General features: G+C 40.6%; 17 protein-coding genes. 10 read left to right on the top strand and 7 right to left on the bottom strand.

Going from position 1 to position 22,531, the window contains the following annotated elements; all coding sequences use genetic code 11:
- Positions 1-19 precede the first annotated feature (19 nt).
- Positions 20-523, top strand: coding sequence for a hypothetical protein (locus tag SYJ56_RS06085; protein ID WP_323832749.1), 504 nt, complete (start codon positions 20-22; stop codon positions 521-523).
- Between the two features lie 76 nt (positions 524-599).
- On the top strand, positions 600-851 hold the full coding sequence (locus SYJ56_RS25920; RefSeq protein WP_416377787.1) for a CBU_0592 family membrane protein: 252 nt from the start codon (positions 600-602) through the stop codon (positions 849-851).
- Here SYJ56_RS25920 and SYJ56_RS06080 read toward each other — a convergent pair.
- The gene (locus tag SYJ56_RS06080) at positions 812-1,414 is read right to left on the bottom strand and encodes a TetR family transcriptional regulator (RefSeq protein WP_323832748.1); all 603 of its coding nucleotides are present in this window, start codon (positions 1,412-1,414) and stop codon (positions 812-814) included. The two genes, SYJ56_RS25920 and SYJ56_RS06080, sit on opposite strands and share 40 nt — an antisense overlap.
- A gap of 202 nt (positions 1,415-1,616) precedes the next feature.
- Here SYJ56_RS06080 and SYJ56_RS06075 point away from each other — a divergent pair, with 202 nt between their 5' ends.
- From SYJ56_RS06075 to SYJ56_RS06060, 4 genes are all read left to right on the top strand, one after another.
- A complete protein-coding gene (locus tag SYJ56_RS06075) occupies positions 1,617-2,513 on the top strand; it encodes a metallophosphoesterase family protein (protein WP_323832747.1) in 897 nt (298 codons plus the stop codon).
- A gap of 314 nt (positions 2,514-2,827) precedes the next feature.
- Entirely contained in the window at positions 2,828-6,061 is a 3,234-nt protein-coding gene (locus SYJ56_RS06070) for a SusC/RagA family TonB-linked outer membrane protein (protein ID WP_323832746.1), read from the top strand.
- Between the two features lie 109 nt (positions 6,062-6,170).
- Positions 6,171-7,964, top strand: a complete 1,794-nt coding sequence (locus SYJ56_RS06065; RefSeq protein WP_323832745.1) for a RagB/SusD family nutrient uptake outer membrane protein — start codon at positions 6,171-6,173, stop codon at positions 7,962-7,964.
- Positions 7,965-8,064: 100 nt separating this feature from the next.
- Positions 8,065-9,291 carry an alkaline phosphatase family protein gene (locus tag SYJ56_RS06060; RefSeq protein WP_323832744.1) on the top strand — a complete coding sequence of 409 codons (1,227 nt, stop codon included), beginning with the start codon at positions 8,065-8,067 and terminating at the stop codon, positions 9,289-9,291.
- Positions 9,292-9,379: 88 nt separating this feature from the next.
- Here the strand turns inward: SYJ56_RS06060 and SYJ56_RS06055 are convergent, their stop codons facing one another.
- From SYJ56_RS06055 to SYJ56_RS06045, 3 genes are all read right to left on the bottom strand, one after another.
- Positions 9,380-11,263 carry a DUF4139 domain-containing protein gene (locus SYJ56_RS06055; RefSeq protein WP_323832743.1) on the bottom strand — a complete coding sequence of 628 codons (1,884 nt, stop codon included), beginning with the start codon at positions 11,261-11,263 and terminating at the stop codon, positions 9,380-9,382.
- Positions 11,264-11,485: 222 nt separating this feature from the next.
- Positions 11,486-12,046, bottom strand: a complete 561-nt coding sequence (locus SYJ56_RS06050) for a type 1 glutamine amidotransferase domain-containing protein (RefSeq protein ID WP_323832742.1) — start codon at positions 12,044-12,046, stop codon at positions 11,486-11,488.
- Positions 12,047-12,259: 213 nt separating this feature from the next.
- Complete coding sequence (locus SYJ56_RS06045; protein ID WP_323832741.1) at positions 12,260-13,249, bottom strand: N-acetylmuramoyl-L-alanine amidase; 990 nt, start codon at positions 13,247-13,249, stop codon at positions 12,260-12,262.
- Between the two features lie 171 nt (positions 13,250-13,420).
- On the opposite strand from SYJ56_RS06045, the gene SYJ56_RS06040 reads away from it, so the two are divergent.
- Positions 13,421-14,035 carry a DUF1684 domain-containing protein gene (locus SYJ56_RS06040; protein WP_323832740.1) on the top strand — a complete coding sequence of 205 codons (615 nt, stop codon included), beginning with the start codon at positions 13,421-13,423 and terminating at the stop codon, positions 14,033-14,035.
- A gap of 110 nt (positions 14,036-14,145) precedes the next feature.
- Here SYJ56_RS06040 and SYJ56_RS06035 read toward each other — a convergent pair whose 3' ends face one another.
- From SYJ56_RS06035 to mfd, 3 genes are all read right to left on the bottom strand, one after another.
- Positions 14,146-14,589: a DoxX family protein gene (locus tag SYJ56_RS06035; RefSeq protein ID WP_323832739.1), complete on the bottom strand. Its 444-nt coding sequence runs from the start codon at positions 14,587-14,589 to the stop codon at positions 14,146-14,148.
- 204 nt (positions 14,590-14,793) lie between these two features.
- Positions 14,794-16,020, bottom strand: coding sequence for a gliding motility lipoprotein GldJ (gene gldJ / locus SYJ56_RS06030; protein ID WP_323832738.1), 1,227 nt, complete (start codon positions 16,018-16,020; stop codon positions 14,794-14,796).
- A 178-nt stretch (positions 16,021-16,198) separates the two neighbouring features.
- Complete coding sequence (mfd, locus tag SYJ56_RS06025; RefSeq protein WP_323832737.1) at positions 16,199-19,552, bottom strand: transcription-repair coupling factor; 3,354 nt, start codon at positions 19,550-19,552, stop codon at positions 16,199-16,201.
- Between the two features lie 384 nt (positions 19,553-19,936).
- Between mfd and gltX the strand changes: the two genes are divergently transcribed.
- The 3 genes from gltX to SYJ56_RS06010 all read left to right on the top strand — a co-directional run bounded on the left by gltX (position 19,937) and on the right by SYJ56_RS06010 (position 22,504).
- Complete coding sequence (gene gltX, locus SYJ56_RS06020) at positions 19,937-21,475, top strand: glutamate--tRNA ligase (RefSeq protein ID WP_323832736.1); 1,539 nt, start codon at positions 19,937-19,939, stop codon at positions 21,473-21,475.
- Between the two features lie 11 nt (positions 21,476-21,486).
- Complete coding sequence (locus SYJ56_RS06015) at positions 21,487-21,690, top strand: hypothetical protein (RefSeq protein WP_323832735.1); 204 nt, start codon at positions 21,487-21,489, stop codon at positions 21,688-21,690.
- A gap of 139 nt (positions 21,691-21,829) precedes the next feature.
- Positions 21,830-22,504 (top strand): outer membrane beta-barrel protein, encoded by a 675-nt coding sequence (locus SYJ56_RS06010; protein WP_323832734.1) that lies wholly within the window; start codon positions 21,830-21,832, stop codon positions 22,502-22,504.
- Positions 22,505-22,531: the final 27 nt, after the last annotated feature.

The raw sequence follows: 22,531 nt of genomic DNA, 5'->3' as shown, positions 1-22,531 counted from the left end.
TCATAAACCATTTTATATCATGAAAAATCTAGTTATAATTTACCTGATCTGTATGCCGCTATTCACTAAAGCGCAAAATTTTGAAACAAATATAGAAGCTCAGAAAGAGATTCAGAAGATCGAATTCTTAGTTGGAGAATGGGAAGGTAGCGGGTGGATGATGAATCAAAGTAGAGAGAAAATGACTTTTGAGCAAACAGAAAAAGTCAGCTTCAAAATAAATGACACTGCGCTATTGATTGAGGGCCAGGGTGTTTCAGATGGGAAAATTATCCATAGTGCACTTGCCGTCCTTACGATGGTTGACAGCAGCGGAAAGTATAAGTTCACCTCTTTTCTTCAAAGCAATCAACAGGGCACATTCAAAGCTGAATTAATTGATGATGTCCTTTACTGGTATCCTGCAGAGAACGTGCGGTATGTAATCACCATTAATGACCAAGGCCAATGGCATGAAATCGGAGAGGCAAATTCCGGAGGCACATGGTATCAATTCTTTGAAATGACGCTGAATAAGAAATAGGTTTCCGCTTAAATTTCAAAAGCTATATTTTGAAGAATTAGGCTGATCGGGTGAGTATAAAAAATATCTTTACGCCATGATATTCCAAATAATCGGCTGGTTAGGCGCATTCTTCTTTATTCTTTCCTATTTTCTTCTAGCCCGTGGCATCTGGAAACAAGAGCAGCCGAGGTATCACCTGTTTAACTTAATCGGGGCGATATGTCTAGTCATCAATGCACTCCATTTCTCAGACCCTGCAAATCTAGCTGTAAACGGAGTATGGGCAGGAATTGCCCTTATGGCGCTTTATAAATGGGGGACTTCGTACTTTCGAAGCAAATCATAAACCTGACTCTTGTAGGCTTCTAATTTCCGGTTGTAGACTTCCTCGTCATCAATCATTGACAGGTAATAATACGCTCCTTCAACTACTACAAAAATTTGCTCGGAAAGTAATCCCGTGTCTTTTCCCAGCAAATTTTCATCCCGGTCTAAAATCCCTTTCAATGACTCACGCAATTTGTCATGGAGTAATCGATACTCCTTTCTGATACGATCATTTCTGAAAATCAGGCTATAACAACTGTAGAATACTCCGTCGTCAAAAAGCAAGTTCCAATCTCGAGAAAATAGGCGATCTACGAAGGTCTGTGGATCTGCATGATTTTGAGTTTCCATTTCTTTGATCACCGGTTGGTAAATCAGGAGATATTGCTTCAGGATGTATGAGATGAGATTGGAAATCAAAATTTCCCTTGTAGGGAAATAATGCATAATAAGGCTAGGTGGCATGCCTAAATGTTTTCCGATTTTTGCAATGGAAGTGTTCTCCAATCCATGCTCTACCGATAGCCTATAAAAACCCTCAATGATTTCTTTTTTTCTTTCATCAGAAATTCTATTTGTCATGTTACCAAGGTGTTAAAAGAAGATTAAATAGCTTAGACCAGCTGCAAAATTGGTTGGAAATAAGAAAATCAATATATAATATTGAATGAGCGTTCAATTTATGATTTAATTATCGATTGCAAAATACTATTTCAATTAGGGATAGTCTGTAATTAAAAACTGTGCACTCCTAACTCATTCTTACTCCAAATAAAGCACATAAATGAATAGAAGAAAATTTTTGGCAACTAGTTCCACGCTGGCTATAGGAGCTACATCATCCATAGCAGCTTCAAATCCTTCACTACAAACCCCTTACAAATCTGATGTATTGACAGTCGCTCACCTCACAGATGTGCATATTAGGCCAGAAGAAAATATCCCGGACCGCGCCAAAGACTGGGTTAAATTGGTAAAAAATCACCATCCTGATTTCTACTTAAATGGGGGAGATAGTATTCATGATGCATCATACGATGGCGTGACTCGCGGGCGTATGTTAGCGCAATGGGAAGTATGGGATCAATTCAGAGCTGGGCTTCAGGATGCAAAAGTCTATAGCTGCATAGGGAATCATGACCCCTGGTGGGATGCTCCCTCCAAGGAAGATGAGATGTATGGAAAAGACTATGTAGTAAATCGCCTTAAAATGCCGGCTCCTTACTATAGTTTCGATGAAAATCACTGGCATTTTATAATTCTAGATGGAAACCATAAAGATATTAGTCTAGGTGATGAGCAGATGAAGTGGTTAGAAGATGATCTGGACGTCTTAGCGGCTGGCACACCTACGCTTATTATGTCACATTTCCCGATTACTTCCATCACAAACGATCTAGTTGGCGGCCAACACAGTGACCATAAAGAATTAAAGACTCTTTTCTATAAACACAAAGACAAGGTACGTGTATGCCTAAGTGGACATCAACATTTATTGGATCGTACCTGGTACAACGACGTGCATTATTTCTGCAATGGAGCCTTAAGTGGTTTTTGGTGGGGTGATGGAGATGAGCATTCTGCGGGTAAGCAATATTATTTGGAGACCCCTCCTGGATATGCGATTCTTAAACTTCACCCTGATGGGAGAGTAGAAAATGAATATTTCCCACTTACCTGATACATCACCCAATTTTTTTTCAAAAAGCTGTCCTGATCAGGACAGCTTTTTTACTTCAGCTATAGGTGCTTTTTATTGGGTATTCCGACTTCCCCTGTTACTTTTTTTCACGTTGTTAATTCCCCATTGCTTTACTGTGAAGCTTTAGGTTTCATTGTTAATCAATCATTAATTAAAGGTTATAAAAAATATAATTCCTTTGGTTTTATGAAAACAATATTTAATATTGAATGAATGTTCAATAAAATTTTCTACTTTCATTTGCCTTTGAGCGCAAATTATTTGTTAAGAAACCTTATTCAATTCAATCTTTTATGGAAGAAACAATACGCACATCAACATTTAGGAGCAGGTTGAGCAAAGGAGCAGGGCTTATTGCCTTGATGGTTTTTGCTATCTGTTTTAAGTCATTTGCCCAAGGGGAAGTGACCGGAAAAGTGACCGATAGGTCTGGTCTAGGCATGCCTGGAGTATCTGTTTTGATCAAGGGAACACAACAAGGTGTCATTACGGACCTTGATGGTTCCTACACCATCGACACCTTATCAGAGGACGCTGTCTTAGTTTTCTCATTTATCGGCTACGAATCAATCGAGAGGCCTTTGGCAGGAATGACTGTGATAGATGTGGAGATGAAAGAAGAAGACACACTCCTAGAGCAAGTCGTGGTCGTAGGTTATGGAACACAGAAGAAGGTGAATGTAACCGGAGCAGTGGATCAATTGGCAGGTGAGGATATCGCCAACCGTCCTATTGCTAATGTGGTTCAAGGTCTCCAGGGAATGAGCCCCGGACTCAACATCACCTATCAGGGCGGTAAACCGGGTACAGTACCTACTATCAATATCCGTGGGTTTACCTCAATCAACGGTGGTGGTCCTTTAATTGTGATTGATGGTATTCCAGGCAACGAGAGTGATTTATTACGACTGAGCCCATCGGATATTGAGTCTTACTCAGTATTAAGAGATGCTGCTTCTGCAGCCATTTATGGTGCAAGGGCTGCTTTTGGTGTGATTTTGATTACTACTAAAAGTGGTGCTGAAGGAAAACAAATAATTTCCTACAATAGCTATTTTGCTTGGGGCAAGCCATCTGTGCTTCCTACTCCAGTGACCGATCCATACATTTATTCAAGAGTTTTGGAAACGTCCACTAACAATACTCCGTGGGATTATGTGAATTATTCAGATGCACACTATCAATGGGCCAAAGAACGCTCTGAAGATCCATCTGTAGAAGATACTCGACTAGATCCTACCAATCCTAATCTGTGGGATTATATGGGCAACAAAAACTGGAATGATTACTTTTTCAATTCATCCAGTTTTTCTACAAACCAAAGTCTCGCAATCAGTGGCAATAGTGGTGGAAAAACGCCAATTGGGTATTATGTTTCTGGGGATTATACCAAAGAAAATGGGCTGAATAAACTGGCTCCAGATTATTGGGATCGATACTCATTAAGGGCGAAGATCAATGTAAAACCATTGCCGTGGCTGACTGTAGACAACAACTTGAACATCTACCAAACCAAGCGCGCCGATCCTAATACTAACATTACCGATATTTACTACTTACAGCCAACTGATGTAGCTAAAAATCCAGATGGAACATGGGCAAATACGGGCGCTGGTAGAATGGCAGCTAGACTAGTGGATGGAGGCAGAAACCAGGAAGACATGATTGGTTTTCAGGACATCATACAAGCAACTGCTTCGTTTCTGGATAATGACCTGACTTTCACTGGTCGTGGTAGCTTCAAAAGAGAGCAATGGAAATATCACTGGGATCAGAGAAAATACAACATAGGTTATGGTCCGGAAGATGTCAGAACCGAAGGAGGGGCAGGCTCTGTGACAGAAAGAAATGGCACGTTGATAAATACCATATTTGATATTTTTGGTAAGTATTCGAAAACCTTAGGAGATCATAGATTCGACCTTTTGGCTGGTTACAATCAAGAGAACTACGAATACTCCACCATCCAGGCAGAAAGAAGAGTATTGATTTCTTCTTCTCTTCCCTACATAGGTTTGACTACTGGAGATGCTTTTGTAACTCCTTCTTATAGTACTTATGCTTTGCGAAGTGGTTTTGGAAGAATCAATTACTCTTTCAAAAACCGATATATCCTTGAAGTAAATGGTCGTTATGATGGTTCCTCAAGATTCCCAAGTGACAATCGCTGGGGCTTCTTCCCATCTGTATCCGGCTCTTGGTTGGTGATGGATGAGGAATTTTTCTCAGGCTTAACCAATGTAGTCTCCACGTTTAAATTAAGAGCTTCATACGGTAGTCTCGGAAATCAAAATGTATCCAATTTTGGCTACATCCAGACTTTACCTACAGGACTTTCCAGCTATTTGATTGGTGGTAACAGACAGACGGTAATCACTTCGTCGCCTTCTCTGGCAGTAGATCCCACTAATTACACTTGGGAAAAAGTAATTACAAACAACGTAGGTTTAGACTTTGGTATGCTGGGTGATCGAGTGACCGGTACTTTTGATTATTTCATCAGGGATACGAAGGGAATGCTAACTGACCCGGTGGAGCTACCTGCAGTACTTGGCACAAGTCCTCCAAAACAAAATGCGGCTGATCTTAGAACCAAAGGTTTTGAGCTTTCATTGGGATATAGAGACCAAGTTGGTAGCGCATCCAAGCCTTTAGAGTTTGGTATAAAAGCAATCCTTTCTGATTCCAGATCATACATCACCAGCTTCCAAAACGAAAATCAACTTTTTTCTAATTACAGAGTGGGTCAAGAGATCGGAGAGATTTGGGGATTGGTAAATGATGGTGTTATGGAAAATGAGGATCAAATCGCTCAATTGGACCAATCGGCAATTGTCCCTTGGGGCGCAATAGCTGTAGTACCAGGCTGGCCGAAGTATAAAGATCTCAATGGAGATGGTAAAATAGAACGAGGGCAAACTGAAGCTGATCCAAAAGATCTGACGTTGATAGGTAATACAACTGCTAGATATCGCTATGGGTTTAACCTCGATATGAGCTACAGTGGTTTTGACCTGTCCATTTTCCTTCAGGGAGTTGGGAAAAGGGACTATTATCCTAGACACTATCTATACTGGGGACCTTATCAGCAGCCTTATGCAAATATCTACCCTTGGAACCTAGACTTTTATAGAGGCGCAGCAGACAGCGAAGCACTCATGGCGCAGCATTCTCAGTCTTATTTAGACGCTGGATTGGCAGAGCAAAATCTTGATTCAGAATTCCCTGTTCTTCAATCCTGGCTGGCTGACAACAACTATGGTGCAGGTCTGGATATTTCTCAGACTAAATACCTACAAAATGCAGCTTATTTACGGGTTAAGAATATCACGTTGGGCTACAGCGTCCCTGCACCAGTACTGGAAAAACTGAATGTCAGCAGAATCAGATTTTTCGTGTCTGGTGAGAATATTTTTGAATTTTCTCCAATTAAGAACTTTGTAGATCCTGAGGCTATCAATGATGGCTACGGATGGGCTTACCCGTTCCAGAGAAAATTCTCTTTTGGACTTAATATCGATTTATAATTAAGAAATGAATAAGATCATGAAATCGAGCATGACGATAACGTCACACAGTGGGATGATTATCTATCAAACGAGATTCCATGTGACCAATAAAAATAATTATATACACATGAAAAAATATATCGTCCTACTAAGTGCAGTATTGGCTTTATCTTCCTGCAATGATGATTTTCTAGATAGGTATCCGCAAACTTCTGTGGCACCCGAAGAGTTCTTCAAGTCTGAAGAAGATCTTGAACTCTATGTAAATGGCCTGCTTACCATGCCTGGACCAGGCAGCTACCAAGCTGATCAAAGCAGTGATAATATGGCAACAACCGGTGCCATTGAAATCAAAAATATAGTGACTGGATCACCAAGTTCTCAAACACTTACCGGTGGTTGGAATTGGGGAACTTTGAGAAACATCAATTATTTCCTGGATAACTATGAGAAAGCGGCAGCCTCAGACGAAGCTATTGCCCATTATGTTGGCTTAGCAAGGTACTACAGAGCCATGTTTTACTTCGGAATGGTAAAAAGATATTCTGATGTGCCTTGGTATGAAAAAACGATTGATCCAAGTGACGAAGAGCAGCTTTATAAAGGCCGCGATTCCAGGGAAATGGTGATGACAAAAGTGATAGAAGACTTGGAGTTTGCGGTGAGCAATGTAAGAGAAGATGTTCCTTCTGGAACTCCCGGGGTATGGGCAGTCAAAGCCTTCTATTCTCGCCTGGCTTTGTATGAAGGAACCTATAGAAAATATCATAGTGAATTAGGATTAGAAAGTTCAGCAGCTGAATACTTAGAAAAGGCACGAGACCTGGCAGCGGATATCATGGGCTCCGGAATGTTTTCTATCTATTCCTCCGGGAATCCAGAAACAGATTATTCCACACTTTTCACCAGCCAGGATTTAATGAGCAATTCAGAAGTGATTTTGGTTAATCCATATGATTCCAATAAAGACAGAGGTTCCAATGTAAACACAGGAGTTTTTGGTGACTATGAGCAATCACCTTCCAGAGATTTGGTGATGAGTTATCTGATGAAGGATGGCTCTTATTATTCCTCCATTCCTAATCATATGCAATTAGGTTTTGTGGAGGAATTTCAAAATAGAGATCCTAGAATGAAGCAGACCTTGGTTTATCCAGGTTGGGTTCGTGAGCCTAATACAGTTCCATATATTCAGTCTCTTAATAAAAACTTCACTGGATATCATCAGCTCAAAGGGTATCAAAACACTATTGATAATATTGCAGTTGCAAGTGCAGACTTTCCTGTCTACCGTTATGCAGAAGTTCTCCTGACTTATGCAGAAGCCAAAGTAGAGTTGAACGAGTTAACCCAAGGAGATCTTGATATAACTGTAAATGTGCTGAGGAAAAGAGCAGGGATGCCTGATTTGAGTATGACGGATGCCAATATGTCCCCTGATCCATTTCTTGTCCAGAAATATTCTAACGTAGCCGGCTCAAATCTCGGAGTTCTTTTGGAAATCAGAAGAGAGAGAAGAATAGAACTTGCGGTGGAAGGCTATCGATACGATGATCTAATGAGATGGCATGCAGGTAAATTATTCGAGAATATTCCTCAGGGAATGTACTTCGCAGGTCTAGGCAAATATGATTTGACAGGAGATGGCATAGAAGACGTGATCTTGGTGAGCAAGGACTCCAACATTCCTGTAGGAGATGAAAAAGAGAAAAACAGCCTTGGAGTAGCATTGATTTACTACAAAGCAGGAACCATTGATGAGAACGTAGATGTGTTCTTGGAAAATGGTGAAGCCGGTGGAATGATGGTAACTGAAACAAAAGACAGGACTTTTGAGGAACCCAAATATTACTACCGCCCTGTCCCTATTCAACAAGTGACACTGAACCCTAATCTGAAGCAGATCTTCGGTTGGAATTGATACATCACTAGTCTTACTTATCCTGTGGCTTGGCTTGAGTAAGCCAAGCCACATTTTTATACCAACTAGTAACTTTGGTACCTTTCAAAAATAAAAACTAATGAAAAAAATAATACTGGCAGCTTCAATGGTGCTATTCCTTTCTCAGAGTTTTGCTCAGCAAAATGCCAAAAAAGTAGTGTTCGTGATTCTGGATGGAATTCCTGCAGATGTGCTGGATACCGTAGCCACTCCCAATATTGATAAGATCAGTGCGATTGGTGGGTTTACTGAAGCTAGTATGGGGGGTGAATTAGGAGGATATTCGGAGACACCTACTATTTCGGCTGTGGGATATAATTCTCTGTTGACAGGCGTATGGGCTAATAAACACAATGTCTGGGGCAACGAGATTGAGGCCCCGAATTACAACTACTGGACGATTTTCCGCCTACTGAAAGAAGCTGACCCAACTAAGAAAACAGCTATTTTCTCTACCTGGTTGGATAATAGAACCAAGTTGGTAGGTGCCAATTTACCAGAAACAGGAAATTTTACTTTTGACTACTATTTTGATGGAATGGAGCTGGACAGCCTAAATTTTCCACATGGAGAGGATCGGCTATACATCCATAAGATTGATGAAGCAGTGTCCAAAGAGGCTGCAAGCTATATTTATGATGAGGCTCCTGATCTTTCTTGGATGTATCTGGAATATTCAGATGATATGGGGCACGACTATGGCAATAGCCCTCAGATGATCGATGGGGTACAAAAAGCAGATGTGCAAATAGGACGTGTTTGGGATGCCATTCAATACAGACAAAATAAATATGGCGAAGATTGGTTGATCGTCATCACCACAGATCATGGCCGGGAAGACGATGGTTTTGGACATGGTGGGCAATCAGAGCGTGAACGAAGGATTTGGATTGTAACTAATGCTAAAGAGACAAATACACACTTCCGCCAAATTCCCGAAATGGTAGATATCCTGCCTTCCATGGCATATCACTTAGGGTTGAAAATTCCTAAAAAGATTGCGATGGAGCTTGATGGAATACCATTCATCGGGCCTGTGGACGCGAGTGATCTCAAAGCTGAATTGAAAAATGGCAAGATTCATATGAATTGGAACTCATTATCGCAAGGTAAAAAAGGAAGAGTTTGGGTTTCTACCACCAACAATTTCAAAACTGGAGGTTTGGACAACTACTGGCTGGTAGGTGAAGTCAATTTATCAGATAGAAAAAAGACCTTTTCACTTAATGGAACACAGTCCGAAATCTTCAAAGTAGTACTAGAAACTCCATCTGGCTACTTGAACTACTGGGTAATGAACCAATAAGATGATTTAATGTCGAAGGATAAAAAGGGTTGAGCAAACTTATCAAGCTGGTTCAACCCTTTTTCACTATAGCTAGCGCAGTGGAAATTTAATCCAAAATCACTTTTTCCCGCTTCGGATATTTTACTTCATACTGAAGTTTGAGCTCTTGCTGAGCACCGGGCTGAAGCGTTATAGTCCAAGTTACTTTTCCGGTTTGCGGATATAGTTTCCCTCCAGAAAGTTCCAATGTTTCTACCGTAATATCGGAATTTACCGAGACGGGGATTTGGTCTTCCACATTGATTGTTACAGCTTGAGATTTGTTGTTTTTCGCAGTGATCTTGTACTCTCGACTTTCTGTAATATTTGAGCCAATTGCCCTCTTTTTAGAGAATTCATCATTTTTTTCCCGCTGGATTACAATACTTCTATCCCGACCCATAGAAATCTGAAGGGTATCTTGAAGGGATGACCCGTTCAATATTGATCTGCCTACAAACCCATCTTCAAAGTACAAGTTACTTTCTCCTTCCAAGAGACTGTATTGACTCCAATCTGCAATTTCAGCAATCAAGAATGCATCATTGTCGAGCTTAGGAACAACCGAGTAGCTATATGAAGCATCCACTTCATAGTTTTTAAGATCTACCAAAGTTTTCTCACCGTTGGATTTGATCGAATAGGGTTCGGCAACTTCAATCTCTACTGTAGTTTGATTTTCAACTGTCGTTGTGGCAATTGAGTTCGCTACTTCTCTCCTCATAGGAGTAGCATTTATCCTTCTCTCACTATCGGACACTTCCATTCCAGCGACTTTTCCTTGAAGAGCATATCCGGTAACTACCACCTCATTTAGAGCCTGAGTATCCTCCTGGAGTGAAATATTTACCTTTGATGAATTAATTGCAATATCCCTCGGTTGATAGCCGATAAAATAAGCACTTAGTCGGTTAGCGCCTGAAGGCAAAGTCAGCGAGTAATTTCCCTCCATATCAGACACAGTCCCTATCGTGGTACCGGTTACCAAGATATTTGCTCCTGGAAGGGGACTGCCGTCTGAAGCACTGGTAATTCTACCAGAAACAGATCCAAAAGTCTGAGTTCTGGGATTGAATGTGGTCAATCTCGCAAAATTAAGCTCCCATTTTTCTAGATCAGGGATTTGCCCTCCCTGATTTGGATTGCCATTGGAAAATCTCAGTTTCACATTCTTCCAGTCCACTCCTGTATTCTGATAAACTTCTGCTTTGTATGTCAAGGAAAGAGGAGAACTCACATTTTTCACCCTTACATCGTATTTTGGATACCAACCCGAATTGGCGACGAGGTAGTTAATTTCAAAATTGGCACTACCGGCACGATCTGCTTTTACCCGGATCCGGATTTCGGAGGTAGATTCATTAGAAGAGGCTTGCATCGCAGCGATTTGATTGCTCAGCTTATTCATTTCATCATTCTCCTCTTGCATGTTCGCTTGGATTTTTAACTCTTCTGCTTTGATTTTCATCAGCTCCGTGTCATAAAAATCCATTGCCTGCTTCAATTCCGTCAGGCTCGATCCATTCTGAGTTCCTCCTATATTTTTGTTGGCATTTAGCAGACTGGCCTTTTCCTTTAATACTTCCAATCTGGCGAATTCCTTACTTTGGTTTCTTTGGATAGCCAAAATAGAATCCTGAAGTACTTGAACTTTTTCACCTACCTTTTGTGCAGAGAGATAGTCCATGCGCTTATTCACTGCCTGAATGGTAAAATCCCCCATGCCTTTTACTTGAATACTTTTTTCATCCAAATAGGGAGAAAGTCCCTTAACTAAAACAAATGACTCTCCTGCGGAAATCTGTCCACTTGAAGTTTCGAAGATTTGGGCTCCAGAGAGAAAAACCGTTACTTCTTGGATTTCAGACTTGAAGGTGGACTCTTTGATTTCTTGAGAAAAGCTGAAAAATGAAAGCAAACCTAAGGTGAGTAATAGAGAAAATTTTTTCATGTAGTGGTAGTTGAACTATTAATGAAGTAAAAATTTAACGGAATACGAAGTTACATGTTCTTAAAGAATCTGAATTCAGAACGGAATTTATCGGAATTGCGATTTAAATCGCACGAGTTTAAACCGGAATAATAACTTTTCCCTCTTAATCTTCAACTGGATTTGCTCTTTTTCTGTATCATAATAAAGCCCGATCCTGTAATAGAATCGGGCTTTTATTTTTTAAGCAGTTTGTCCTGCGTGTTTTCCCTCTCGAAATTCCTCCACCATTTTCTTATTGAAGGCAGGCAAGTCTTTTGGGCTTCGGGAAGTAACCAAACCACTGTCCACGACAACCTCTTCGTCTACCCAATGTGCACCCGAATTTTCTAGATCCTTTCTTATGGATGCAAAAGAAGTTAATGTGCGACCATTGGTTACTTCAGCTTCTATTAACAACTGAGGTCCATGGCAGATCGCCGCTACAGGCTTGTGATCTTCGAAAAAGCTCTTGACAAAAGAAACCGAAGCAAGATCCCTTCTTAAAAGATCAGGATTGATTACCCCGCCTGGAAGCAATAAAGCATCGAAATTACTTGCGCTGACTTGATCTACCCGTGCATCGACTTTGATCTCTTCACTCCAATTCCCATTCTTCCAGCCTTTGATATGATCATTCTGTGGGGATATAATAAATACTTCAGCTCCTTCTTTTTCAAGGACACGTTTCGGTTCTATAAGTTCTGATTCTTCAAATCCATTCGTAGCAAGAATAGCTACTCTTACATCTTTTAATAAACTCATAATACTAGTGGTTAAGTTGGCAATTACTTTCTAAACCTGAAAGCAGCTTCGGTTTGGAAGCACTAGTAAATGAACCAACACTGTTCCAAAATAAGAATCCCGCCTAGCAGCCATTAAGACAGGATTCAAACGTGAAGTGTATCTATATCTTTTCCACAACCTGAGAAATTCACGCGCAAAATCGGGAAGAATACCAGGTATATTATCTAGTGATTAGTTGAAGTCTAAAAAGTCTTTGCTTAGCCATTTTTCCTCTAAACTCATTTTGCACCAGCCATCTTTTTCTTCAGAAATAAATACCTCCTCAGACTTCATTAGGTTATCTACAATGGCATATTCAGTACCCGGACCACTTCTTACTCTAAGTACGTTGGCATTTACGGTGGCTCTTCTTACATCGGTGGTATATCTTCCATATACCCAATGCGATTGACTATTTGAAATTTTAAGCCATTCATTTGATTCTTCATAAACTCTCAATATTGCACCCAACTGTGCAGCTTCTCTATCCGAGGCCTTGGAGGCGGATCCCCGCGGTTCAGTACGCACATTAAGTAAATTAGCCGTCACCGCGACATACTTTTCAATTCCAACTGGTTTGTCAGGAATGGAAGTTCTTTGAAGTTGCTGGGCAACCAGCGGCAGAAAATTGGTCATGCAGTCCTCAACCTTATTTCCGCCAAAAAAAGTGGTTCCAGGGCAAGATTTATTACCCCCAATACCATTATTTCTTATTCCGGTACTCAACTCAAACCAATGATGATAAATGATACTGAATGTATTTACTGGTAACCTGAATTTATCACATAATGCAGCCGTCATTTGGAGAATGGCAAGCCGGTGCTCATTCGTCATTGTATCTCCATCTTTATCAAAATTGCCTAAATGCTCTATACAAATTGAATCGCGATTAGCGCCAAAAATACATGCAGGGGTAGATTCCAGTGATCTTCCAGTCACAATTGTGCCATCTGGAAAGCTGGTAAAATGCTGACCAATATCACTCCATCCATTATTTCTTACGTGGTGATTTTTCATTGCCAATTGCCTTTCGAAATGATTTCTTCCATTGAAATGCGTGTAGTTTGGACTCCAGGTGTGATGCTGTTGCACAGTAAGAATTGTTCGGGCGATTCGCTGTGATTGAATCCAAGGAATAAATTCGGCTATACTCATTTTCAAAAATCCATTTTTGATTTCCATGATTATTGAGATTAAAAGTTAAAAATTCAGAATTTTAATTTAATGAGATTTGATTAACCATTAAAAATGAAAAGATTATAATTTTATATCAAATTGAATATCATACACCGATAAGTTCCTGCTAAAACTAATTTGGGAGCTCCATTATTTATGCTCAATTCTTAACTCCCCATGAAAGCATTTCTGATTTTATCACTAACTATATTAGGACTTTCCCTACCCCTGCATGCCCAGGATGCCTACAAAGCGACTATTCTGGCATTTCAACATGAGTTGAATGAAGAATATAAAAATCCAGAAGAATCCCCCTTATCTAATAAGGAAAGGAAAACATTTAAAGGGCATAACTTTTTCCCAATCGATGAAAAATACCATGTAATCGCCAAATTCGAAAAGCTTCCTCCACAAAGTCCATTTCAAATGAGGACTACCGCTAATTCAATTAAAGACTATGATGTATATGGAGTTGCGACGTTTTCCTTGAATGGAAAGGAATACCAACTGAACATCTACCAAAGTCATCAGTTAAGAACCCAGGAAAAATACAAGGATTATCTTTTTTTGCCGTTTACTGATGAATCCAATGGGGTCGAAACCTATGGTGGAGGACGATATATGGACTTGAGAATTCCTTCCGGAGATACGATTGAACTGGATTTCAATAAGGCTTACAATCCATATTGTGCCTATGCAACAGGCTATGCCTGTCCTATTCCCCCTAGGGAAAATGACATGCCGTTAGCAATAAAAGCCGGTGTAATGTCAACTAATCTGAGAGTAGAATAAAGGTCGGAAGAATAAAAATGGTGCTGAAATTACTCAGCACCAGATTTAGAATTGCTTCTTTTTTTTGAACTGGAATAGTCAAATCTTGCAACCAACTCATCTCTTGATGTTTACCATGTTGGATGTTCTTTCATATAGTTATCCAAAGAGAATTTGCCAGATCCATAAATCAAGAAAACGAATAACAAAATCAAAACTAATAGTGATAGTTCGAACTCTAGATTGTTTGATACTGAGAGAAATCCTGAGTCGATATTGACAAAGAATACAGCGACGAGGAGAATGGGAATTTGAAAGAGTATTGCAAATCTTGTCACTAGCCCCATAGCAATAAGAAATCCTCCTACCAAATGCGAAAACGCAACGTAGTGTGCCAAACCGAGATTAAAAAACTGAAGATCCTTATTATTCATCAGTTCCATTAAGGCGCTAGTATTAGAAATGAAAAGAATGCCTTTGTATAGGATAAAGAGTCCTAATAGGATGCGGAGAAAATCAATCCATTTAGGATGATGGCGATCCGCCCAAGTTTCAATTTTTGATATAGCTTCCATGTCATTTGGGTTTTGTTGCACTATTAAGTTACAAAAAACTGACATTATTCAACTGATATAGAGCAGATTAAAAATTAACCGGTTTGATTGACGACTAATAATCACCCGACTCGGAATATATTTTTTCAAGATGATACGGACATCTTGGACAAAAAAAAAGCCCCATAGAATTCTCTTCTACGGGGCCAAATGCTCTATGTAATTTTAATTGCCTTTTTCTCCAATGGAGATCATCGCACATCTAAAACCAATATGGTTGGTAGCAGAGTCTTGGTGCATAAATCTTCTTGTACCAGGAGCAAGCCAATAGGCTACATCTCTCCAAGACCCACCCTTATACACTCTGAGCTCATCTGTAAGCATTGAAGTCATGTATGTATCTTCTTCGTCACCTATACCAGAATTTCTCACGGGGTTAAGGTCGTCAACATCCTGGTAAGAAAGTGGACGGTAAATATCTTGAACCCATTCATTCATATTTCCAGCCATATGATACAATCCAAAATCATTAGGTGCCATATCATACACGTTGGTAGGAATGATGTCACCATCGTTTCTTTCTCCACCAGAGATCCCACCGTAATCACCTCGTCCTCTTTTGAAGTTGGCAAGGAAGTCACCTTGTTTACCTTTTCTTTTTACGTTATAGGGATTTCTAACTCCTCTTCCATCCCATGGATAGATTCGGCCATATTCCTGATTTTCATCGAGATATTGAGTACCTATCATTGCTTTGGCTGCATATTCCCACTCAGCTTCTGTAGGAAGTCTATAATCAGCAAGGGCAACCCCTCTTTCGATTAGTTGACTTTTAGTGAAAGATGAATCAATTCCTCTATCTTCTCTGATAATTTCCTGAACGTATTCAGTTCTCCACTTAGAATAAGCATTTGCCTGAACCCATGATACACCAGCTACTGGGTAGAAGTTGAAACCTGGGAATCTAAAATAGTATGACTGGTACATGTCATTGAATGACATTTCTCCGCCAGCCCAAACGTTGTCGGTAGGCTCAAGTTTGAGAAGTGAGTCAGAACTAACTTTTTTCTTCATATCGAAAAGATATTCTCTATAATCGTTGTTAGTCACTTCTGTTTCATCCAGATAGAAGTTAGAAAGCGTTACAGTTCTTTCCTGATTATCTCTGAATGCCATTACATCCTCTTCTTGAGAACCCAGTACAGCTCTTCCTCCTTGGATAAATTTCAAATTTGGCCCAGGGATTTGCTCGGCATTTTTGGCTACAAAAAATTGAGTAGAATCATTTTCATCAAAACTGAATTCTGCTCCAGTGGTAGCACTTTTCTTGCCAGGCTTATTAGCAGTTCTTCTGCCGTACCCAGGAGTTTTGTTACAAGAGGTCAAGATAGAGCTTCCAACTATCGCCAAAGCTGCTACCCACATTCCCCAAGATTTGTTACTCAGACGCATATTTCTAATTGTTTTAGGTCCTTTTCAGTGTGCTAATATAATTGCATTGTCAAGCACTTCCAATGATTTAAGATGAAGTCCTCGGAAACCTTTTGACAAAAAACAGCCAAAAACCCAGAAAATCAACAAAATCGGTAGGCAAATCTGCAATTTTTATGCCATTAAATTTTTTTCAAAATCATGCTTCATTCATCTCTTTAAGCTTAATCTGTGCTTTGGAAATAGTAGAAACATTCGATAATGTAAGAATCAAACGATTCTTGTACTCCTTTATTTTGCAAAATTTACTATTCATCTGTGCAAATCGCATAATTTTTTGGAAAATATCTGAAGAATAGTAATCATCACGTGTAGAAGGAAGTAGATGACACTTCATCAAGTTGCCTTTCAATACAAGCTTCTCAACACCAAGCTGTTCAGCTTTCCATCTCAGGCGAACAGTCTCCATCAAATCTTCCACAGAATCTGGCAATGGGCCAAATCTGTCCAGTAGCATTGTAGAAAATTTAGCCAACTCTTCCTCATTCTTGATCGCATCAAGTTTAGAATACAGCCCCAGTCTTTCACTGATATTCCCTACGTACTCTTCTGGAATTAAGAGTTCCAAATCAGTTTCAATGGTACAATCCTGAACCAGCACCTTAACTTTCTCAGCCAAGTCCGTTTCAAATAAAGCCGCAAACTCATTTTCTTTCAATTCCTGTACAGCTTCATCCAGAATTTTGTGATACATCTCAAAACCCAAATCAGTGATGAACCCACTTTGCTCTGCACCTAGAAGATTTCCTGCGCCTCGAATATCCAAGTCCTTCATCGCCACCTTGAATCCGTCTCCCAAATCGGAGAATTCTTCCAATGTTTGCATACGCTTCCGTGCTTCTGCTGTCAGTCCAGACATGGGCTGAGTGAGCAGGTAGCAAAAGGCTTTCTTATTACTTCGCCCCACCCGACCGCGCATCTGGTGCAAATCACTCATCCCAAACATGTGTGCGCGGTTGATGATAATTGTATTTGCATTAGGAATGTCCAGTCCAGATTCAATGATGTTGGTAGAAACCAGAACATCATACTCGTGATGGATAAATTCTACCATGACTTTTTCAAGCTTTTTCCCATCCATCTGACCGTGAGCACCGACCACTCTGGCATCTGGAACAAGCTTCATTATCAAGTTGGCAATAGAATCGATCTCTCCCACACGATTGTGAACAAAGAAAACCTGTCCGCCTCTTCTCAACTCATAGGAAATGGCATCTCGAATCACCTCTTCTTGGAAGGTTTGGACTTCAGTAGTCACCGGCTGGCGATTAGGAGGAGGAGTGGCGATCACAGATAAATCTCTAGCTCCCATCAAGGAAAAATGTAATGTCCTCGGAATCGGCGTGGCAGTTAAAGTCAGCACATCTACGTTTAAACGAAGATTTTTCAATTGATCCTTTACTTTCACACCAAACTTTTGCTCCTCATCAATTACCAAAAGCCCCAAATCTCTGAAGACAATGTCCTTATTGACAATCCTATGGGTACCTATGAGGATGTCAATCTCTCCGGTTTTCACCTGAGCTATGATTTCCTTAATCTCTTTGGCGGTGCGAAAACGATTAATATATTCAACTTTCACCGGGAAATTTTCCAATCGCTCACTGAAAGTCTGAAAATGCTGCATGGCCAGAATGGTCGTCGGAACCAATATGGCAACTTGTTTTCTGTCATTTACAGCTTTGAAAGCGGCTCGAATAGCTACTTCAGTCTTTCCAAAACCCACATCTCCACAGACCAAGCGATCCATTGGATAGGACTTTTCCATATCAGTTTTAACATCCTGAGTGGCGATAGCCTGATCAGGGGTATCCTCATAGATGAATGACGATTCCAGTTCAATCTGTAGCACAGAATCTGAGTGGAAGGCAAATCCTGAAGCAGATCTTCGCTTGGCATAAAGCGCAATCAAATCCTTTGCAATGTCCTTAACTTGCTTTTTTGCTCTGGATTTTTTGTTTTCCCAGTCAGGAGACCCCAGTTTGGACATGGATGGAACACTGCCTTCCTGCCCGGAAAACTTTGAAATTTTATGTAAGGAGTGGATGTTCACATAGAGTAAATCATCATCTCTAAATACCAATCGAACAGCCTCCTGCATTTTGCCCGACACGTCCACTTTCTCAAGCCCCGCAAAACGACCAACCCCATAGTCCACATGAACAATGTAATCACCAGGATGAAGAGCTTTCAATTCCTTAATCGTAAGTGCTTTGGATTTACTGGCTTTATCACGGGTCTTGTAGCGATGAAAACGCTCAAAAAGCTGATGGTCTGTGAAGCAAGCAATTTTTGATTGCCTGTCTTCAAAACCTTCCCGAAGTCCAAGCAGCATACTTTGTACATGCAAAGTCGGATCCAACTCCTTGAAAATGCCGAGCAGTCTATCGATTTGCTTGGAATTTTCGGCTGTCAGAACGTTTACATAGCCCTTCTTTTCATTGTCAGAAAGCTGAGTGACCAGTAAGTCAAAGTTCTTGTTGAACGAAGCTTGTGGTTGAGATTCCCATGTGGATTGTTTGGCATTTTTAAGGTAAAATTGCCTGCCAAATTCAACTCTTGAGAAATTGGCGGAAAGCAAAGCAAAGTCAGATCCTTTATCGAACAAGTCCTCTGGACCGAGGACAATTTTTGTATTGTTTGTATTTTTGATGATTTGATCAAAAGCCAAAGAAGCCTTGTGAAAACACTCGTCCATCACATCCAACGTCAGCTGATAGTCCTTGATCCAAACTATCGTCTGCTCCGGCAAAAATCCCAAGAATGATTGCCTCACTTCCTGAAGTAGCTTGGTTTGCACATTTGGAATCAACGCGATCTGCTCTACGCTAGCAATGGAAAGTTGCGCCTCCGGGTCAAAGGTCCGGATGCTTTCTATCTCTTTTCCAAAAAGCTCCAGTCTGTAAGGGTGCTCATTGGAAAATGAAAACACATCCAAAATTCCACCTCGAATAGCAAATTGCCCAGGCTCATAGACAAAATCCGTGCGCTCAAAATCGTAGCTTGCCAAAATCTCAGACACAAATTCCATGTCCACTTGTTCCCCTACTCTCGCTGAAAAGGTATTTTCCTGCAGGGAACGCTTATTGATTACACGCTCATAAATTGCCTCTGGGTAAGTGATGATAATGCGTGATTTCCCCTTCTCCTCCAGCACTAGATTGAGTATCTCCGAGCGCATCAAGACATTGGCATTATCAATTTCTTCGTATTGGTAGGCACGTTTAAAACTGGACGGGAAGATCATATGGGATTCCGTATTCATCAAATTCTGAAGATCAGAATTGAGATAAGCAGCCTCCTCCTTGTCTTGGGCTATAATAAGGTGAATGCCCCCCTTTGTTTCGAAAAGAGCAGCAAATAGCACCATATCCAAACTGCCGGATAACCCCTTAATTTGGTGTGTGAGCTTATCGCCACTTGAAATTTCATGTGCGATGGTCTGGAAAATGGGGTCTGATTTGTAAATGGAAAGAAAGTCCTGACGATCCAATAGCTTGTGATTTTAATAGTAGGTTGGTGGGGTAAAGTTAGTGCATTATGAATTCTAACGATTGAATTCTAGACGCTTTTCCCTGCTAATAAACACGGGAAGGAGATAAGAGTTCAGAATCAATTGACAACGAATCCAATGGCTTTATATCTTGTGCAACAAATCGTTTTTTAACGATGGTTAGCGAAAGAATAACTATGGGTTGAAGGCAAAAAACTGAGTAGAGGGGAAGGATTAAAGATTTTAGGGATTTCCTTTTAACTTTTTAACTGAGTAAGCTAGCAGAATCCCTCCGCATCCATCACAATTCCCTATCTTTGCACCCCGATCATAAAATCAAAACAAGCCCTCAACTTTGCTGTGGGGGTTTTGACTAAGAAATCCATGAGTAGAGAAGTTCGCGTAAGATTTGCCCCATCACCCACAGGGCAATTACATATCGGCGGTGTACGTACAGCGCTTTACAATTATCTTTTTGCCCGCAAAATGGGCGGGAGATTCCTTTTGAGAATCGAAGACACAGATCAGGCACGTTTTGTACCGGGTGCAGAGGAATACATCCAAGAGTCTTTGGCCTGGCTTGGGATTTCTCCTGACGAAAGTCCGTGGAATCCGGGTGACTGCGGTCCCTACCGACAGTCGGAGCGCAAGCCCAGTTACATGCAATATGCCCTGGACTTAGTAGAAGCCGGACACGCATATTATGCTTTTGATACTTCCGAGGAACTGGAAGCCATGCGTGAGCGATTGACAGCTGCACGAGTAGTCCAGCCTCAATACAATAGCATTACCAGAACGCAGATGAAAAACTCATTGACGCTTCCGGAAGCTGAAGTGAAAGCAAAATTAGCCTCAGGTGAGCCCTATGTAATCCGGGTAAAAATTCCCAGAAAGGAAGAAGTACGTCTAAATGACATGATCCGTGGTTGGGTGATGGTTCACTCCTCCACTCTAGATGATAAGGTATTAATGAAATCTGACGGCATGCCTACCTATCATTTGGCAAATATTGTCGATGATCATCTGATGAACATCACTCATGTGATCCGTGGAGAAGAGTGGCTTCCATCCGCTCCATTGCATGTATTGCTATATAAGTTCTTTGGTTGGGAAGATACCATGCCTGAGTTTGCTCACCTGCCTTTGCTTCTCAAGCCTGACGGTAACGGTAAACTTTCCAAGCGAGACGGAGATAAATTGGGGTTTCCAGTTTTCCCTTTGAATTGGGAAAACAAAGAAACTGGCGAGACAGCGGCTGGTTTCCGTGAGCAAGGCTATTTCTCTGATGCATTCTTGAATTTCTTGGCATTCTTGGGTTGGAATCCTGGAGATGATCGTGAAATCTTTTCGTTGGAAGAATTGATCGAAGCATTTTCGGTAGAAAGAATCGGCAAGTCAGGAACCAAGTTTGACATTGCCAAGGCAAAATGGTTCAATGAGCAATATTTGAAAGCAAAAACGAATTCGGAATTAGCTCCCTATGTGATCAAAAGTGCTTCAGCAGAAGGAATAACTATCATTCAAGAAACAGCCGAAGCCATGGTGTCCTTGACCAAAGAACGCGTAACCTTTCCTGAGGAGTTATGGCAGGAATGTAAATTCGTGGTAATAGCTCCTGCTGAATTTGATGAAGGGATTGCGGGTAAACGCTGGAATGCGGATGCTGTCACTGTACTGACTGCTTATGCAGAGACGTTGGAAGGATATACCGGAGAATATGACGCAGAAAAGGCAAAAGCTATGCTGGGTGAAACCGCTGAAGCCAAAGAAATTAAGTTGGGAAAAGTGATGCAGGCGGTACGTCTTGCTGTAACGGGAGTTGGCGCAGGGCCGGATTTGATGGAGATTTTTGCTATTTTAGGAACTGAAGAAGTGGCCAAACGTATCAGATTTGCGTTAGCTACTCTAGAAGTAATAAGCTAAAAACACAAGCTATGACTAAGAAGAAAAAGAAAAACGAAGACCCAAAGGTGCATGAAGATTTGAATGGCTTCAAAATGAATATCAACTCCTTTGGTGAGATTTCCTCTTCCTTCTCTATTGATAAAATCAACGAGTTTCTCAATAAGAATGTAGAGGATAAAAAACTTAAGGACAGGGACGATTTGAAACCTGATGAAAAGGAGAAGAAATCCTAAAATCAGTTTTTACTTAACATTCATTTGAAGAGCTCCCCAGTGGAGCTTTTTTTAATGCAACTTTACCTAAGCTTATTGAGAAGTTCTTAAACATCATTAATTAAATCTTATCAAAATCGATAATTGGTTACTTTTGAACATGAATAGAGTATTGCTGACAGGCGTTTTCATTTTAGTATCTTTCGTGGCATTGGCTCAGACCAGTGTCGGAATCCGTGGTGGCTATGTAACTTCTAACTATTCTTACCGCCCTTCCCCAAGCAGTAGAGGTGTCTCCGTAGATGGCATTGGAACCCCTACTTTTGCATTGGTATTTGAACACTTTAATTCCAAAAATGCCGGAATCGAAGTCAACCTGCAATTTCTTAGCATTGGGTTTTCACAAATTGAGGAAGAATTCGAACCTATACGAACCAATGAAACACAATTTGACTATTTAAAAATCCCTATTCTTTCCAGCTTTTTCATTGGAAAATCAGGAAGATTCCAGATCAAAGCAGGGCCACATCTAGGCTACATGCTTCAGGCCAAAGATATTACACGAGAATTTTCTGATATGACTCCTTCAGAAATCCCTACTTACGGAGGTGCAAACGATAATCCACGAAAAATCATGTATGGACTCACAGCCGGGGCAGGAATCTCAAAACTTTTTGGCAAAAGCACTTTAGCCGGAGAAGTACGGTTTTCTTATGATTTCACTAACCCTGAGGGGCAGGAACGTATTTTTGATATGAGTTCGACTAATTTGGAGTTTACCTTGGCTTACCTTTTCAGGATTAGGGAATCTAAAATTGAAAAGCTAAAAGATTAAACTTTCTACGGACGGTTCAATTTTGAA

The sequence above is a fragment of the Algoriphagus aurantiacus genome, from assembly GCF_035156405.1.
GTDB classification, from domain to species: Bacteria; Bacteroidota; Bacteroidia; order Cytophagales; family Cyclobacteriaceae; genus Algoriphagus; species Algoriphagus aurantiacus.
This window is presented reverse-complemented; position numbering and strand designations above follow the sequence as displayed.

Bases quoted from the DNA above. Each gene is read 5' to 3' on its own strand.
- SYJ56_RS06085 (WP_323832749.1), top strand. From the start codon at position 20: ATGAAAAATCTAGTTATAATTTACCTGATCTGTATGCCGCTATTCACT.
- SYJ56_RS25920 (WP_416377787.1), top strand. From the start codon at position 600: ATGATATTCCAAATAATCGGCTGGTTAGGCGCATTCTTCTTTATTCTT.
- SYJ56_RS06080 (WP_323832748.1), bottom strand. From the start codon at position 1,414: ATGACAAATAGAATTTCTGATGAAAGAAAAAAAGAAATCATTGAGGGT.
- SYJ56_RS06075 (WP_323832747.1), top strand. From the start codon at position 1,617: ATGAATAGAAGAAAATTTTTGGCAACTAGTTCCACGCTGGCTATAGGA.
- SYJ56_RS06070 (WP_323832746.1), top strand. From the start codon at position 2,828: ATGGAAGAAACAATACGCACATCAACATTTAGGAGCAGGTTGAGCAAA.
- SYJ56_RS06065 (WP_323832745.1), top strand. From the start codon at position 6,171: ATGAAAAAATATATCGTCCTACTAAGTGCAGTATTGGCTTTATCTTCC.
- SYJ56_RS06060 (WP_323832744.1), top strand. From the start codon at position 8,065: ATGAAAAAAATAATACTGGCAGCTTCAATGGTGCTATTCCTTTCTCAG.
- SYJ56_RS06055 (WP_323832743.1), bottom strand. From the start codon at position 11,263: ATGAAAAAATTTTCTCTATTACTCACCTTAGGTTTGCTTTCATTTTTC.
- SYJ56_RS06050 (WP_323832742.1), bottom strand. From the start codon at position 12,046: ATGAGTTTATTAAAAGATGTAAGAGTAGCTATTCTTGCTACGAATGGA.
- SYJ56_RS06045 (WP_323832741.1), bottom strand. From the start codon at position 13,249: ATGGAAATCAAAAATGGATTTTTGAAAATGAGTATAGCCGAATTTATT.
- SYJ56_RS06040 (WP_323832740.1), top strand. From the start codon at position 13,421: ATGAAAGCATTTCTGATTTTATCACTAACTATATTAGGACTTTCCCTA.
- SYJ56_RS06035 (WP_323832739.1), bottom strand. From the start codon at position 14,589: ATGGAAGCTATATCAAAAATTGAAACTTGGGCGGATCGCCATCATCCT.
- gldJ (WP_323832738.1), bottom strand. From the start codon at position 16,020: ATGCGTCTGAGTAACAAATCTTGGGGAATGTGGGTAGCAGCTTTGGCG.
- gltX (WP_323832736.1), top strand. From the start codon at position 19,937: ATGAGTAGAGAAGTTCGCGTAAGATTTGCCCCATCACCCACAGGGCAA.
- SYJ56_RS06015 (WP_323832735.1), top strand. From the start codon at position 21,487: ATGACTAAGAAGAAAAAGAAAAACGAAGACCCAAAGGTGCATGAAGAT.
- SYJ56_RS06010 (WP_323832734.1), top strand. From the start codon at position 21,830: ATGAATAGAGTATTGCTGACAGGCGTTTTCATTTTAGTATCTTTCGTG.